The sequence below is a fragment of the Arthrobacter sp. 10T425 genome, assembly GCF_056393985.1.
Window position 1 is genome coordinate 21042 of the sequence record NZ_JBFTGZ010000004.1, and the last position, 15663, is coordinate 36704.

The 15663-nt window shown below is 67.8% G+C and carries 16 protein-coding genes; 11 read left to right on the forward strand and 5 right to left on the reverse strand.

Annotation, left to right across the window (positions count from 1 at the left end):
* Positions 1–102: 102 nt before the first annotated feature.
* On the reverse strand, positions 103–1143 hold the full coding sequence (locus AC1DDH_RS05960) for a LacI family DNA-binding transcriptional regulator (protein WP_476955031.1): 1041 nt from the start codon (positions 1141–1143) through the stop codon (positions 103–105).
* A gap of 287 nt (positions 1144–1430) precedes the next feature.
* Here AC1DDH_RS05960 and AC1DDH_RS05965 point away from each other — a divergent pair, with 287 nt between their 5' ends.
* From AC1DDH_RS05965 to AC1DDH_RS05990, 6 genes are all read left to right on the forward strand, one after another.
* Positions 1431–2450 carry an asparaginase gene (locus AC1DDH_RS05965; protein ID WP_476955032.1) on the forward strand — a complete coding sequence of 340 codons (1020 nt, stop codon included), beginning with the start codon at positions 1431–1433 and terminating at the stop codon, positions 2448–2450.
* 100 nt (positions 2451–2550) lie between these two features.
* On the forward strand, positions 2551–3438 hold the full coding sequence (locus AC1DDH_RS05970) for a polysaccharide deacetylase family protein (protein WP_476849518.1): 888 nt from the start codon (positions 2551–2553) through the stop codon (positions 3436–3438).
* Complete coding sequence (locus AC1DDH_RS05975; RefSeq protein ID WP_243177850.1) at positions 3438–4826, forward strand: MFS transporter; 1389 nt, start codon at positions 3438–3440, stop codon at positions 4824–4826. Before AC1DDH_RS05970 ends, AC1DDH_RS05975 begins: the two co-directional genes overlap by 1 nt.
* Positions 4816–5583 (forward strand): SDR family NAD(P)-dependent oxidoreductase, encoded by a 768-nt coding sequence (locus tag AC1DDH_RS05980; RefSeq protein WP_476955033.1) that lies wholly within the window; start codon positions 4816–4818, stop codon positions 5581–5583. Before AC1DDH_RS05975 ends, AC1DDH_RS05980 begins: the two co-directional genes overlap by 11 nt.
* Before the next feature lie 20 nt (positions 5584–5603).
* Positions 5604–6326: an SDR family NAD(P)-dependent oxidoreductase gene (locus tag AC1DDH_RS05985; protein WP_476955034.1), complete on the forward strand. Its 723-nt coding sequence runs from the start codon at positions 5604–5606 to the stop codon at positions 6324–6326.
* Positions 6327–6366: 40 nt separating this feature from the next.
* Entirely contained in the window at positions 6367–6768 is a 402-nt protein-coding gene (locus tag AC1DDH_RS05990; protein WP_476955035.1) for a hypothetical protein, read from the forward strand.
* A 200-nt stretch (positions 6769–6968) separates the two neighbouring features.
* Here AC1DDH_RS05990 and AC1DDH_RS05995 read toward each other — a convergent pair whose 3' ends face one another.
* Both AC1DDH_RS05995 and AC1DDH_RS06000 read right to left on the reverse strand, forming a co-directional pair.
* Positions 6969–7643 (reverse strand): FMN-binding negative transcriptional regulator, encoded by a 675-nt coding sequence (locus AC1DDH_RS05995; protein WP_476955036.1) that lies wholly within the window; start codon positions 7641–7643, stop codon positions 6969–6971.
* 68 nt (positions 7644–7711) lie between these two features.
* The gene (locus AC1DDH_RS06000) at positions 7712–8716 is read right to left on the reverse strand and encodes a DMT family transporter (RefSeq protein WP_476955037.1); all 1005 of its coding nucleotides are present in this window, start codon (positions 8714–8716) and stop codon (positions 7712–7714) included.
* Between AC1DDH_RS06000 and AC1DDH_RS06005 the strand changes: the two genes are divergently transcribed.
* Positions 8715–10130 (forward strand): aminotransferase-like domain-containing protein, encoded by a 1416-nt coding sequence (locus AC1DDH_RS06005; RefSeq protein ID WP_476955038.1) that lies wholly within the window; start codon positions 8715–8717, stop codon positions 10128–10130. The two genes, AC1DDH_RS06000 and AC1DDH_RS06005, sit on opposite strands and share 2 nt — an antisense overlap.
* Before the next feature lie 12 nt (positions 10131–10142).
* Here the strand turns inward: AC1DDH_RS06005 and AC1DDH_RS06010 are convergent, their stop codons facing one another.
* Positions 10143–10547 carry a type II toxin-antitoxin system VapC family toxin gene (locus tag AC1DDH_RS06010; protein WP_476955039.1) on the reverse strand — a complete coding sequence of 135 codons (405 nt, stop codon included), beginning with the start codon at positions 10545–10547 and terminating at the stop codon, positions 10143–10145.
* Between the two features lie 33 nt (positions 10548–10580).
* The gene (locus AC1DDH_RS06015; protein ID WP_028276742.1) at positions 10581–10919 is read right to left on the reverse strand and encodes a YnfA family protein; all 339 of its coding nucleotides are present in this window, start codon (positions 10917–10919) and stop codon (positions 10581–10583) included.
* Between the two features lie 224 nt (positions 10920–11143).
* Here AC1DDH_RS06015 and ribA point away from each other — a divergent pair, with 224 nt between their 5' ends.
* The 4 genes from ribA (at position 11144) to AC1DDH_RS06035 (ending at position 15534) form a co-directional block, all read left to right on the forward strand.
* The gene (gene ribA / locus AC1DDH_RS06020; protein ID WP_476955040.1) at positions 11144–13063 is read left to right on the forward strand and encodes a GTP cyclohydrolase II RibA; all 1920 of its coding nucleotides are present in this window, start codon (positions 11144–11146) and stop codon (positions 13061–13063) included.
* A 43-nt stretch (positions 13064–13106) separates the two neighbouring features.
* Positions 13107–13904: a dioxygenase family protein gene (locus AC1DDH_RS06025; RefSeq protein WP_476955041.1), complete on the forward strand. Its 798-nt coding sequence runs from the start codon at positions 13107–13109 to the stop codon at positions 13902–13904.
* Between the two features lie 117 nt (positions 13905–14021).
* Positions 14022–14879 carry an SDR family oxidoreductase gene (locus AC1DDH_RS06030; protein ID WP_476955042.1) on the forward strand — a complete coding sequence of 286 codons (858 nt, stop codon included), beginning with the start codon at positions 14022–14024 and terminating at the stop codon, positions 14877–14879.
* Between the two features lie 148 nt (positions 14880–15027).
* Entirely contained in the window at positions 15028–15534 is a 507-nt protein-coding gene (locus AC1DDH_RS06035) for a universal stress protein (RefSeq protein ID WP_476955043.1), read from the forward strand.
* Positions 15535–15663 lie beyond the last annotated feature (129 nt).

Below are 15663 nucleotides of genomic sequence, written 5' to 3' on the forward strand. Positions count from 1 at the left end.
GGAGCCTGCACGGTTGGGCTACGGATTGACGGACGGCGCGTGCCCGCATGGCCTCCCGATTCCACTCACTGATTCGACTGACTGGAGGATTCTCTTGCAGTGTCACACCGCGATGCCGAAGCCGCTGCTTTCCCGCACGCACAGGACCGGCTCCAGCCTGACCGATTCGACCTCCCGGCCGTCCAGGACGCCCTTGAGGAGCTGCACCGCCGTCCGCCCGATATCAAGCATGGGCGAGCGGACCGAAGAGAGTGGGATGGGCAGTTCCGCGGCCAGCGAGGTGTCATTGAAGCCAACCACCGCCACGTCGCGGCCGACGCCGAGGCCATGGGACCGCAGGGCTCCCATGGCGCCGATGGCCGCGAAGTCGTTGACGGCGAACAGTGCAGTCGGGTGGGAGTTGCCGTGAGCCAGGATGGTCTCGGCCGCTTCCCGTCCTCCGCCGGTATCGAATCGGGACCACACAACGACGTCAGGGGGAATCTTCCCGCCCAGCGCGCGCCAGCGGTCCACGAAACCGGCCGTCCGGTCGACGGCCGTGCTGGCATAGGGCTCGCCGGCGATCACGGCGACGTCCCGGTGCCCCATGCCCCACAGGTGGTCGGCCACAAGCTCGCCGCCAAGGACGTCGTCGCAGGTGGCCGACGGGAAGCCCGGGACGCGCCGGTTCATGAGCACGAACGGCACCTTCCGGGAGGCAAGCTCCCGCAACAGGCCGCTGTCCAGGTGTGCGTCGCCGATGATCAGCCCGTCCACGCGTCGGGCCAGCATGGAGTCCGTCTTGCGGCGCTGTTCCTGGGGCTCATCGCGCGAGTTCATAACAAACGTGGAATAGCCGAGCTCCGCCGCGGCTTCGTCGATGCCCTCGTACATGATCGCCAGAACGAGGTCCGAAAGCCGGGGAACTATCACGCCCATGAGATGCGTGCGCCGCGTCCGCAGGCCGGCGGCCTGCGGGTCGGGGGAGTAGCCGCGCTTCCGCGCGAGCTCGCGCACGCGTTCGGCGGTAGCTACAGAGGCTGCCCCGCGCGCCACTTCGGAGCCCGAGTGCAGGATCCTGGATACGGTCGAGGGGTGGATTCCGAGCTCGCTCGCGAGATCCTTCAGCGTGATGGTGCGGCCATCGGCCGTGCTCTCTTCCATTCAGTCCCCTGCCTCAGCTCAAAAGGTCGTCATCACCAAGAGTGCCTGATAATGCCCGGATCTCTGGTCCAGGCACTCTTGACGTGTCCCACCTCACATTCTATAGTCAATCAAACGGCGTACCCAATCGATTGGGTAGACGGAATCCCGGGAGCCGGCGGCGAAGTATTTACCCCCCTGAAACTTCCGGGAGCATCTGCAGGAAACATGGCAGGAATAACTTTTAACCACCAACCCAATCGATTGGGTAAGTGTGCGGAAACAGTTACAGAACAAACGGAGTGGACATGACCGTCACAGATTTAGTTGGCCCCCACGTGGTCCTGCTGGCCACGGGAGGAACGATTTCTTCACGTGCGTCCGAGGCCGGCGGAGCCGCGGTGGCGTCCGACACGGGGGAGCAGGTGTTTGCCAGCATGGGCGTGCCAGCGGCCCATCCGGTCCGCGTGTTCGACGTTTTCCGGAAGGGCTCGTACCTGCTGACAGTCGAGGACATGATCGCCATCTGCGCCACGATTCGGGAGGCCTTGGCCGACCCGCAGGTTCTGGGCGTCGTGGTCACCCACGGGACGGACACGATGGAGGAAACGGCCTATCTCGTTGACCTCACCCACGATGATCCCCGCCCGGTCGTATTCACCGGAGCGCAGCAGGCTGCCGACGCCGACTCCCCGGACGGACCCGGCAATCTGTCCCGTGCCATCGCCGTCGCCGGTTCTCCGCGGGCGCGCGGAACCGGTGTGTTGTTGGCCTTTGCCGGGACCATCTTCCCTGCGGCCGGAGTGCGCAAGCGCCACACAACCAGCCTCGATGCCTTCGCCAACCCGGACTTCGGAACCGTCGGATCGGTGTCCGACTCCGGCGAGGTCGAGATCCGGCCGGTACGACCAGGCCTTCCCCCGTTGCCCCTGCCGGGCGCGGACGCCGGTTCGCCGCGCGTGGACCTCATTGCTGCCTACCCCGGAGCCGACGCCACCCTCCTGCGGGCTGCCCTCCAGGCCGGGGCGGCAGGGATCGTGCTCCAGGGGACGGGAACGGGCAACGCTAACCGCGTGCTGTGCCAGGAAGTCGCGCGCGCCACCGCTGCCGGCGTCGTGGTGGTGACGAGCACCCGGGTGGATGCCGGTGCCGTGGTGCCCCGGTACGGCGACGGCGGCGGCGAGGACCTGCGCGCTGCCGGTGCCATCCCCGCCGGGCTGCTCAAGCCATCCCAATCGCTTGTCCTGCTGAGCCTTCTGCTCAGGCTCGGCACTCCCGCCGCCGGGATCGCGGAGGCCTTCGCCCTGAGGGGCACGCTTCCTGACTAGTTGCCGCCCAACATCCGAGCCTCACCAACAATCCACAGCCCAAAGACAAACCTCAACAAGAAGCCAAACCTCAACAAAAGCGCAGTGAAAGGTTGATCTCATGACTAAGGACATCCAAGTCGCGTTCGGCGTGGACGTGGACGCAGTTGCCGGAATGCTCGGCTCCTACGGGGGCGAGGACTCGCCCTGCGATATCTCCCGCGGCTTGTTCAGCGGCGAGGTCGGCGGCCCTCGGCTCATCCGGCTTTTCGAGAAGTACAGCCTGCCCGCCACCTGGTTCGTGCCGGGCCACTCGATCGAGACCTTCCCGGACCTGACGCGGATGATCGTCGACGCCGGGCACGAAATCGGCGTGCACGGGTACTCGCATGAAAACCCCATCGCCATGACCCGCGAGCAGGAGACGGCCATCCTGGACCGGTCGATCGAACTCATCGAGAAAGTCTCCGGCCGTCGGCCCACGGGCTACGTTGCTCCCTGGTGGGAATTTTCCCCGGTCACCAACGAGATCCTGCTCGAACGCGGGATCAAATACGACCACTCCCTGATGCACAAGGACTTCGAGCCCTACTACGTCCGGGTCGGCGACAGCTGGAAGAAGATCGACTACACGAAGGCCGCGGAAACCTGGATGGAGCCGCTGGTCAGGGGCACCGAAACCGACCTCGTCGAGATCCCGGCCAACTGGTACCTGGACGACCTGCCTCCCATGATGTTCATCAAGGCGGCCCCGAACTCCCACGGATTCGTCAGTCCCCGGGACGTCGAACAAATGTGGCGCGACCAGTTCGACTGGGTGTACCGGGAAATGGATCAGGCCGTCTTCACCATGACCATCCATCCGGATGTCTCGGGCCGCCCCCAAGTGCTGCTCATGCTCGAGCGCCTCATCGAACACATCAATTCCCACGAAGGCGTCAGCTGGCTGAAGTTCGACCAGATCGCGGACTCCTTCCTCGCCCGCAGCCCCCGAAAGGAAAACCAGTAATGACCATCCAGCAGCCCGCCGTCGATCTGACGCAACCCGGACCGGACGAAAAACGCCGCTTCCCGGTATTCTCCAAGCACCACACAACCGTCGCCACCGTCCTGGCGCTCTGTGCCTGGACGGTCGCCGTATTCGACTTCGGACTTTTCGGCACCCTCCTGCCGGCCATGCAGCAGGAGTTCGGCTGGACCGCCACCGAAGCGTACGCAATCAACACCTGGATCGCCGTCGGCACCGCGATCGTCTGCTTCGGAATCGGCCCGGTCATTGACCGGCTCGGCCGCCGCAAGGGCATGATGACCACTATCGGCGGGACCGCCATTGTCTCGGGCCTGACGGCCCTGATTCCGACCGGGATCCCGTTCCTCAGCAACGGCCTGCTGGTGCTGGTCCGTTCCTTCGGCGGGCTCGGGTTCTCGGAGCAGGCCGTCAACGCCACCTACATGAACGAGGTCTACCAGGTCACCGAAGTCGCGGATAAGCGCAAGCGCCCCGGCTTCCACTACTCCTTCATCCAGGGTGGCTGGCCGCTGGGCTTCCTGCTTGCGAGCGCCCTCGCCCTCGTCTTCCTCCCGTCCCTCGGCTGGCGCGCCCTGTACCTGATGGCGACCGTTCCGGCCGCGATCATCGTGTGGGTCATCGCAAAGAAACTGAAGGAGACGCCGCAGTTCGAACTGCACCACAAGCTGACCCAACTCGAGAAGAGCGGCAAGACCGAGGAAGCCCATTCCCTGGCCCACGCCTTCGGCGTCGAGCACTCCTCCGCAGCCCCGCTCAAGCGCATCTGGGAGCCGCACCTGCGCCGGAATACGATCGTCTTGTCGCTGGCCTGGATCTTCAACTTCTTCGGCATCCTTATTTTCAGCATTCTCGGCAGTTCTGTCCTGAAGAACGCCAAGGGTGTGGAACTTTCTGACGCCTTCTGGATGCTGATCGTCATCAACGGGCTGGCGTACTTCGGCTATGTCTTCCATGGGTGGCTCGGTGACAAGATCGGCCGCAAGCGGACCATCATCGGAGGCTGGATTATCTCCGGCATCTCCTTCGCCATCATGCTCAGCCCCCTTGCCACGGACCCCTTCATGATCATCGTCACCTACGGCGCCGGACTGTTCTTCCTGGTCGGACCGTACGCCGCGATCCAGTACTTCATGGCGGAGTGCTACCCCGTCAGCTGCCGTGCCACCGGCACAGCCTTTATCGGCGCAATGAGCCAGCCCGGCACCATTCTCGGTGGTTTCCTGTTCACGCTAGCGGCCGCCAGCGTAGGAACCGGTGCTGCAGCCTTGTGGGTCGGCGCGGCCGGAACCCTTTTCTCCGGCCTGCTGATGATCGCCGCGAAGCCGCCGGTCGAAGCCCTGCTCGAGGACCACCCCCATGACGCCTGAGAACAGGGTGGCCGTGATCACCGGAGCGGCCAGCGGCATTGGACGGGCCCTCGCGGTCCACTACGCCCACCGCGGCGTGCATTCTGTCATCGGAACCTTTCCCGGCGACCCGCACGACCCGGAGGAAACCCTTCGCCTCGTGAAGGACGCCGGCGGCCAGGGGATCATCCAGGAAGTGGATGTCCGCAGTACCCCATCTGTCGATGCCTTCGCCGAACGCGCCGTCGACGAGTACGGCCGCCTGGACTACGCCGTGGCCAACGCCGGAATCCTGCGCAACTCGCCCCTGGCGGAGATGACCGACCAGCGCTGGCACGACATGCTCGACGTCGACCTCACCGGCGTGATGCGGACCCTGCGCGCCGGGTCCGCGAAGATGACCGACGGCGGAGCGCTGGTTGCCGTGTCCTCCATTGCCGGCGGCGTCTACGGCTGGGAGGAACATGCCCACTACGCAGCCGCCAAGGCCGGCGTGCTCGGCCTGATCCGCAGTGTGGCCGCCGAGTTGGGGCCGCGCGGCATCCGCGCCAACGCCGTTATCCCCGGACTGATCGAAACTCCCCAGTCCCTGGACCCGGTGAATTCCCTCGGGCCCGAGGGCCTGCAGCGCGCCGGTCTGGAAATCCCCTGGGGCCGGGTCGGACGTCCCCAGGAAGTTGCCAGCGTGATCGGCTTCCTGACCTCCGATGACGCTGTCTACGTCACGGGCCAGTCCCTGATTGTTGACGGCGGCCTCACCATCAAGATGCGTGCCTGAAAGGCCCCGGAAGGACAAGAATGAACAACCCTGACGCCTCCCGGAAAACGGAGGGCCGCGCCGTTGTGGTCACGGGCGGAGCCAGCGGCATCGGCAAGGCCATCGCCGAGGCCTTCACCGCCAACGGCGACAGAGTCGCCGTCCTGGACCGGTCGGGCGCGGCGGGAAGCATCGCCGTCGACGTCTCGGACGAGGCGAGCGTGAAGGCGGCCTTTGCCGCAGCACGGTCCCGGCTCGGCAGCATCGACATTCTTGTGAACAGTGCCGGCCTGCTGACGGAATCGCCGCTGGAAGACATGACACTTGCCATGTGGAACGAGACGATTGCCGTTGACCTGACCGGTGTCTTCCTCTGCTGCCGGGAGGTGGTGGGGGAGATGCGGCAGCAGAAGTGGGGCCGGATCATCAACATCGCCTCCCAGCTGGCCATCAAGGGCGGCACCGGGCTCAGCCACTACAGTGCCGCCAAAGCCGGAGTCGTGGGGCTGACCAAGGCGCTGGCCCTGGAAACTGCCGCCGACAACGTGCTGGTCAACAACATTGCCCCGGGACCCATCGAAACGCCCCTGGTTGACGGCATCTCCGAGGAGTGGAAAGCGGCGAAGCGTGCCGGGCTGCCGCTGCTGCGCTTCGGGCTGGCGGCCGAAGTTGCCCCGACGGCGCTGCTCCTGGCCAGCGATCCCGGCGGCAACCTGTATGTCGGGCAGACACTCGGGCCCAATTCCGGCGACGTCATGCCCTAGGAGGGACGCTCACATGTGCGGTGCGTGCGGACGAAGTGTGGTGAGCGATCCCGTCCTGGGCCCGGTCAGAACGCTGCGGCAGCACCTGATTGTCGCCCAAACGATCAATGGTGCCAGCCAATCCTGGCCGGGAGCCCCGAAAGTGGCCGCGACCAGCGGCGGCTGGCTGGTCGCGGGGCCGACGGGAGCCACGGTGGCCGTATCAACCGTGCAGGCGCTGTGGTCCGTTGTCCTGCTGGGCGGGCCGGGGCCGCAGCGGCAGGACCTGCGTGCCGCCGGGAACCTGGGAGCGGGTGAACTGGGCACGGGTGAAGTGGGAGCGGGTGAACTGGGCACGGGGGCGCTGGGCGCCGGGGAACCGGACCCGGGGGAGTTGGCGCGCCGGGTGATGAACCTCGGCCACGAGATGGCACAGGATTCCGCTACGGAAACGGACACGTGACACGCCACAGGTCAGGCGCTACGGGGATCCCCGTAGCGCCTGACCTTTTCCGCGGCGCCGGCCCGAATTCGTAGCGAAAACCTAGCGAAACGGCCGGGCCGGGGCATTGAGAGTGTGCTCCGGCGGTCCCCGGCCGGGCCGGGCCCAGGTGCCGGGGTCAGCCTTCGGCCATCAGGATGCAGGCGCAGCCGGTGCCAGGATCAGGAAGCAGGACCGGCCGGGGAGTCGGAGTGCGGGCAGCGAATCTGCTCGCGGCCCTCACGTGCGTTCTCGACGTCCGCGGCGCTTGCCAGGTCACCGCGGGCCCGCAGCCCGGCCACCACACCGTCAACATCGGCGTTGGGCCGGTTCTGGCTGAGTTTGTGCTTCGCCTCGATCCGCGTGATGAGAAGCTCGACGCCGACGATCGCGCGCAGCTGGCCGGCAATGTAGCGCTCCGGGGCATCCTCGACAGTCCAGGGCCGCTCGGAGCCGGCCTCGTTGTGGTTGCTCAGCCGCCTCACATGGCTGGCGAGCCAGGCGGGATCGTCGTGGATGACCAGGGTGCCGTACACGTGGGCCGTGGAGTAGTTCCAGGTGGGAACCACGCGTCCGTGCTCCGCCTTGGACGCGTACCACCGCGGCGAGATGTAGGCGTCCGCGCCCTGGATAATGGCGAGCGATTCGCCGAGGGCGGGTTCAGACCATTGGGGGTTGTTGCGGGCCAGATGCGCGTGCAGGGCGCCGTGCTCACCGGCCGAGGGGTCGAAGACGAAGGGCAACAGCGTGGCAAGCATGCCCTTCGCGGTGGCGGTGACCAGGTTGGCCGCGGACGGGCGCGTGAGCAGATGCCGGACTGCATCGGGGCCGGCGGCGAAATGTGCGGGGATGTACACGGAACTTCCATTCGGATTGCGGATCGGTCTGGGGCTGGGCGGCTTCGGGGGCGGGGCAGGTGATCAGATCAGCCGGATTGTTTCACTGTCACAGCGTCCCTCGCGTTGTCCTTCGGGCTGTCCAGCACGTCCGCTTTGCTTCCCGCCGCCTTCGCCGCACTTGGCCGGGAGCGGACGGCCAGGCCGGCGCAGAGGATGACCGCCGTGCCGCCGATGATGGTCGCCCAGGTCAAGTCTTCGCCCAGTATGAGCCCGGCCCAGCAGATGCTCAAGACCGGCTGGACGAGTTGGATCTGGCTGACCTGCGCCATGGGTCCGATGGCCAGGCCGCGGTACCAGGCGAAGAAGCCGAAAAACATGCTCACGACGCCCAAGTATGCGAAGGCCGCCCACTGCACGGGAGTAGCAGAGGGAGGCTGGCTGGCCATAGAGAACGCCGCGATGCCGGCCATGAGCGGCGAGGACAGAACGAGGGCCCAGGAGACGGTCTGCCACGAGCCGAGTTCGCGGGCCAGCAGTCCGCCTTCGGCGTAGCCGATTGCCGCCGAGAGGACGGCGCCGAACAGCAGCAGGTCGGCCAATTGCAGTTGCCCGATGCCGCCGGACTGCGCAGAGGCGAAACCAATCGCCGCCACTGCGCCCGCGCCGGTGATCACCCAGAAAGACCTGGGCGGCCGTTCATGGCCGCGGATGACCGCCATCGTTGCGGTCGCCGCGGGGAGCAGCGCAATAACAACCGCGCCGTGGCTGGCGGGAACCGAGGTGAGGGCGAAGGAGGTCAGCAGCGGGAATCCGATCACCACCCCGCCGGCGACCACCGCAATACGCGCCCACTGGGCGCCCCGGGGCAGGCGCTGCCGGGTCAAAGTGAGGGCGAACGCGGCGAGAACGGTCGCGACAACAGCCCGGCCCGATCCGATGAACAACGGAGACAACCCCGCAACCGCCACCCGGGTGAACGGCAGAGTGAAGGAGAATGCGGCGACGCCGACGAATCCCCACCACAGTCCGGCTGCCGGCCGGGACGATAACGGTTGATCGATTCCCTGAGTAGCGCTACTATTGTTTTCCATGTCTTACGATAGCACCTCGCTAATGGCGGCGCGGCTCCGGGAATGGATTGCGGCCGCCGCTCCGGGCGCCCGGCTGCCTTCCACGCGTTCCCTGGTGGCCGAGTACCAGGCCAGCCCCGTGACCGTGCAAAAGGTCCTGCGGACCCTCTCCGCGCAGGGCCTGATCGAGAGCCGCCCCGGCGTCGGGACGTTCGTGCGGGCCGTTCGAACAGCCCGGCCCGCGGACTACGGCTGGCAGACGACGGCGCTGGGATCACCGCGGGCGCCGCTGCGCCCCGTCTCCACAGCGATGCGCGACGCGCCGAACGATGTCATCGCATTCCATTCAGGCTATCCGGACCGGGAACTCCTGCCCGAGCGGCTGGTGAGGGCGGCCCTGACCCGGGCAGCCCGGGGGGAGGCTGCCTTGTCGCGTCCGCCCGCCGCGGGCCTGCCCGAGCTGCAGTCCTGGTTCGCGCACGAACTCCGGGCCTCCACCCCGGCAGGCGTCACCCCGCCAACACCACGCGACGTGATTGTGCTGCCGGGGAGCCAGAGCGGGCTCAGCTCCGTGTTCCGGGCGCTGGTGGGCAGTGGGCAGCCGCTGCTGGTGGAGTCCCCGACCTACTGGGGGGCGCTTCGGGCTGCGGCGCAGTCCGGTGTCCGGGTTGTTCCGGTCCCCAGCGGTCCCGAAGGCCCGGACCCCGAGGACCTGGCCCGCGCCTTTGGCGAGACCGGCGCGCGGGTGTTCTATGCGCAGCCGAACTTTGCGAATCCCACCGGCGCGCAATGGCCTGCCCGTCTGCGCGAGCAGGTGCTCGACGTGGTGCGCGAACACGGTGCGTTCCTGGTGGAGGATGACTGGGCACATGATTTCGGCATCGCCACGGATTCCGTGCCCGTTGCCAGCCTCGACGATTCCGGCCACGTCGTCTACCTCCGCTCGCTGACCAAGAGCGTGTCCCCGGCCATACGCATTGCCGCGGTGATCGCCCGCGGCCCGGCGCGTGAGCGCATTTTGGCCGACCGGGGAGCCGAGTCCATGTATGTCAGCGGTGTTCTCCAGGCGGCCGCCCTCGACGTCGTGACGCAGCCGGGATGGCAGACGCACCTGCGCGGACTGCGGCTGCAGCTCCAGTCCCGCCGTGATCTCATGCTCAGCAGCCTGCGGGAACTTGCCCCGCTGGCCCACGTGGAGCACGTGCCCACGGGCGGACTCAATCTCTGGGCCCGCCTTCCCGACGGGACCGACGTCGACCAGTTCGTCGGGGACTGCGAGGCCGCGGGGGTCATCATCGCGGCCGGTACCGAGTGGTTCCCGGCCGAACCGGCCGGACCGTTCATCCGGCTGAACTTCGCCGGACCCAATCCGGGTGCTTTCAGGGAAGGTGCGCGGATCCTCGGCCAGGTGCTCGAACGCACCGCCGGGCGGTAGCCGGCCGCCGCCCTACGCCGGAGTGAGCAGCGCCTCAGGTGCCGCGAGCGTCACGAGGCCCTGCACGGAGCGGGCGAGCCCGGCGTCGAGCGTCACAAAGGCGTCTGCCTGAAGCCGGGCCAGGGCCACGTATTCGGCGTCGAGGGTGTCATCCCAGCCAAGTTCCTCGGCGAGGCTCCACGCGGTGCGTTGCAGGACGCGGTCGCCGAGGAGCCGGATGCGAAGGCCCCGGATGTAGTCGAGCTGACGATTGGCATCGGCCCGCGTCACGTCGCCGCGCCGGACTGACTGGTACAGGAGCGAGAGCACCTGCGAGCGGAGGAGCGTCGGGGCCACGAGCTGGTGATCGTCTGAAACCGCCGGCCTTTCGAGGGCAAGATGAAGGGCAACGTCCGGGCCAATCACGAATCGGGTCATGGTTACTGGATCCTTTCCTGGGGACAGCAGCGGTCATCCGGCCTCGCGGGGCGCGAACATGATGACGGCGACCCCGAACAGGCAGATCACCGAACCCAGGACGTCCCACCGGTCGGGCCGGAAGCCGTCGAAGATCATGCCCCAGGCCAGTGAGCCGGCCACGAACACGCCGCCGTACGCGGCGAGAATACGCCCGAAGTGTGCGTCCGGCTGCAAAGTCGCGGCAAAGCCGTAGATGCCCAGCGCCACGACACCCAGCCCGGCCCACCACCAGGCCCGGCCCTCGCGGACGGACTGCCAGACGAGCCAGGCCCCACCTATTTCGGCAACGGCGGCGAGGACGAACAACAGGATGGTTTTCGGGATAGTCACGCCCTCATGATGGCACCGGCTGGTTGCCAATCCGGGCCGGTGCGCGCCGACGCGCCCGCCCGGCCGTCATGCGGGGTCATCGCTTGCATCACCTGCCACCCGGTCCTATAACTTTAAGGTTCAAGTAAATGTGGCCGGAAAGACCGTGTCGCTCGAAGCCGACTGGCATGACGGCTCCGCCCCGCCAACAGCAGCACCTGTTGCCCAGTACCTGAGGACCCGAGATGACCCTTGCGCCAGAAACCACTGCAACGCCGAAGGCCGCAGCACCTTCGGCCGCCGTGCGCAGCCGCGTCTTCGTGCCGCTGCGCTTCCCGGACGGGTTCGAAGCCGTTGCCGAAGTGCTGACCTTCAGCGGGCTCGCCGACGGCAAGGAGCACCTGCTGCTGGCCCTCGGCGAGTGGGAGGCTGCACTGCAGGGCGCGGCGCAAGGCGGTGCCGGACCGCTGGTGCGGCTGCACAGCGAGTGCCTCACCGGCGACGTATTCGGGAGCCAGCGGTGCGATTGTGGCCCGCAGTTGCGGGAGGCCGTGGAGCGGATTGCCGCCGAGGGGGGCTTCCTGCTCTACCTCCGCCAGGAAGGCCGCGGCATCGGCCTGTATTCGAAGCTTGACGCCTACGCACTGCAGGATGGCGGCCTGGACACCTACGCCGCGAATCTGGCCCTGGGCCACGGCGAAGACGAGCGGGACTACACGGCGGCGGCCCAGGTGCTGGGGGCAATGGGTGCCGGCACGCTGCGGCTGCTCAGCAACAACCCGGACAAGGCAGCCCAGCTGACCGGCCTCGGCCTCGAAGTGTCCGGGCAGGTCGCCACCGGCGTCCATGCCTCGGCGGCCAATCTTCGGTACCTGGCCGCAAAACGCGACCATACCGGCCACACGCTCGTGCTCCCGTCCGACGCCGGACCCGTCGCCGGTGCGCCCGGCGGTGCCCCTGGCGACGTCGGGGCTGCGTCCCGGGCCGGTGCCCGGGCGGCGGCGGCCGTCCCGACCCATGACGACATGCTCGCCCGGGTCCAGGGGCTCGTGCCCGGCCTGCGCGAGCGGGCCGCGGAAACCGAGGAGCTCCGGCGCATTCCGGACGCCACCATGGAGGAGCTGCACGCGGCCGAAATCTTCCACATGCTTTCCCCGAAGGGGGTCGGCGGATTCGGCATGGGCCTGGAAACCTATGTGGAGGTGGTGCGCCGGCTTGCCCGGGGGTGCGCCTCCACGGCGTGGAGTGCCGGCCATCTGATCGAACATGTCTGGATGCTCGCGCGGTGGCCGCGGGAGGCGCAGGACGAGGTCTTTGCGAACGGACCGGCTCCCTTGGCGGCCGCTACCGGGGCGCCGGCTGGAGTGGCCAGGAAAGTGCCGGGAGGCTATTCCATCTCGGGCCGGTGGACCTTTGCCTCCGGGGTCATGCATGCCCAGTGGGCGCTGCTCGCCGCGCAGCACGGCGACGTGCGCCTCCAGTGCCTGGTGCCGCTGGCCGACGTCGAGCTCCTCGACGTGTGGCAGACGGCCGGCCTGAGGGGTACCGGGAGCAACGACATTCGGGCAGGGAACCTGTTCGTCCCGGAGCATCGAACTCTGGACTGGGAACTCCTGGGCGCGGAAACCAATCCGGGGAGCCTGCTCCACGCGGATCCGCTGATCCATACCCCCATGGGCGCGCTGCTGAACATGGTGGCCCCGGCCGCTGCCCTGGGGTCTGCCGAATACGCGCTCGACCTGTTCCGCGAGCTGATTCTGGTCCGGAAGGTCAAGCACACCGTGGAGAACCGCCAGGCGGACTCCCCGCTCGCGCAAGTCCGGTATGCGCACGCCTTCGGGCTGGTGGCCACCGCGCGGCTGCACTGGCAGGAGGCGGTCCGGGTGGTCTGTGCCGCCCATGCGCGCGGGCCTTCGACCATGACGGAGCCGGACCGCGGGCAGTACCGGCTGTCCCTCGCCCTGAGCGGCGAGGCGTCGGCCGAGGCGGTTCGGGTGATCATGCTGGGATCCGGCGGGGGCGTGCACCGGCTGTCGCATCCGCTCCAGCGGATCCAGCGCGACGTCAGTGTCCTGATGAACCATGCGGCGCTGACGAGGGATCCGGTTCTCGAGCAGGCGGGCCGGGGCCTTCTGGGTCTTGGGTTCAGTGTGCCCTCGTTCTGACCGAAAGCTTGAAGCTTCAATTAAAATGGATTAGGATGATCCCATGACTCAGACCACTGACCGCCCCCCGGTTCTCTTCCTCAGCCATGGCGCACCGCCGCTGGCCGACGACTCCACGTGGACCCGCGAACTCCACGACTGGTCCGGCGCCTTCGGCAAGCCCCGGGACATCCTCATGGTCTCCGCCCACTGGGAAAACGCCCCCGTGACGCTCAGTGCAACCGGGCGGGATCCGGGCCTGGTCTACGACTTCGGCGGCTTCCCGCAAAAGTACTACGAGGTGGCCTATGACGCCCCGCAGGCGCCCGAGCTGGCTGCCGAAGTCGAGAAGCTCGTCGCCGGCCACGGCCATCACGTGGAGCGCGATGAAAGCCGCGGGCTCGACCATGGCGCCTACGTTCCGCTGAAGGAGATGTACCCCGACGCCGACGTGCCGGTCGTGCAGATGTCCATGCCGACGCTTGATCCTCAGGGGTTGTTCGACCTCGGCATGTCGCTGGGGCCCTTGCGGGAGCGGGGCACGCTGATTGTCGGATCGGGATTCACGACGCACAACCTGCGCTGGTTCAATCCCGCCGGGGGACCGGACTCCGCCCCTCCCGCGGCCTCCAGTGAATTCGACCACTGGGCGGAGGAGGCCATGGCCCGCGGCGATGTCGACTCCATCCTCGACTTCCTGAACAAGGCACCCGCCGCCCGGGAAGCGCACCCCCGCAGCGAGCACTGGGCTCCGCTCTATGTTGCCCTCGGGGCTGCGTACGGCTCGGGAGACATCCAGGCCAGGACAGCAATCGACGGGTTCTGGTTCGGGTTGTCCAAGCGGTCGTGGACCCTGACGTAGAGGTCGCACAACGTAACAAGGGGAATGAACCGGACCGGGGTCCGGTTATGCCCGCCAGTGCCGGATCGCCGGCCAACCATAACGTGACGTGGCTTGACCACTGATGAGGAGCACAACATGACGATTGCAGTAACGGGTGCGACAGGACAGCTGGGCAGGCTGGTCCTCGATGAACTGCTCACCAGCCAGGAACCGGATTCGCTGGTGGCCATCGTGCGCGACGCCGCGAAAGCCCGGGAGCTGGTTGCACGTGGCGTCCAGGTGCGCGTCGCGGACTATTCCGATCCCGCGGCTCTCGAGGCTGCGCTCACGGGCGTTGACAGGCTCCTGCTGGTTTCCGGAAGCGAGGTGGGCTCCCGGGTGGCGCAGCACGGCAACGTCATCGACGCGGCCAGGGCCGCCGGCGTCGGGTTCATCGCCTACACATCCGTCCTTGCCTCGGACACCACCGAACTGATCCTGGCGCCCGAGCACAAGGCAACAGAGGAGCTCATCCGCGCGTCGGGACTCGACAACACCATCCTGCGCAACGGCTGGTACACCGAGAACTACGCCCAGACCGTGGCGACGGCCAAGCAGACGGGCGCCGTCGTGGCCGCTGCCGGTGACGGCAGGGTGGCCAGCGCGACGCGGGCTGACTACGCGGCCGCGGCCGCGGCGGTGCTCAGCTCCGCCGGGCACGAGGGCCGCACGTACGAACTCTCCGGCGACTACGCCTGGAACTTCAAGGAACTGGCGACGGCGATCACCCGGATCACGGGCCGGGAAGTTGTCTACCAGCCCGTCTCCGCCCCGGAACTGGTTGGGGTCCTGACCGCGGCCGGCCTCGACGCGGGCACCGCGGGATTCCTCGCAGCCCTGGACGCGGACACCGAGGCGGGCCTGCTGGCCACCGTCACGGGCGAGCTGTCCCGGCTGATCGGGCGGCCGACGACGCCGCTGTTGCAGGCTCTGACGTCCGCCGCCGCGAGCTAATCCGCGCTGCCCAGGGAGGCCGCGAGACCGGGAGGCCGGGAGGCCGCGAGACCGGGAGGCCGGGAGTGGGCATAATGAAGGCGTGGATTCCCGTTGCGCCCGCAGGGCATAGACATCCTGCGGGTGCGCGCCTCGACTGACAGGACCCATGGAAACTCCCGGTGATTTTCTGCAGGCCGGGGCCGGCGAATGGTCGGACGGCCCGCTGGTTGTCGGTGTGCCGTGGGAATTCGACGGGCGCCTGGTACGGGCCGCCGCCGGGCTCGCCGCGATCATGGGAGTGCACCTGATTTGCGCGTTCGTGGACCCGGCGAGCTACCTCACGGAGTGGGAGCCGCCCGGAGTCCTGGATGGCACCTCACTGGATCCCGCCCCGAATGTCGAAGCCGAATACCCGGCCTCACAGCTGCTCGGCTGCCTTGAGGGCATTCTCGGTCCTCCCGGCGGGGCATGGTCCTTCCGGGTGCTGAACGGCGAAGTTGCCCACGCCCTGGACCGGCTGGCGCAGAGCGCGGACGCGGCTGCGCTGATTGTCGGCGGGCAGCGGCCTGGGCGGATTGCCCAGATGGGCCGGCTCCTGGAGGGCTCGGTCAGCGTTTCCCTGACCCGTCTGCAGGGCAGGCCCGTACTGGTCGTTCCGCACGCGGGTCAGTGACGCACGCGCCGGCCGTGCGTTCCGTCCACCGATGGCGGGCCAACAGCGGGCCAGCAGCGGGCCAGCAGCGCGCCAACAAACCGAAGGCCGGCGGCGCGGGTTCATCCGTTCCGGGTGACGGCCCCGGGC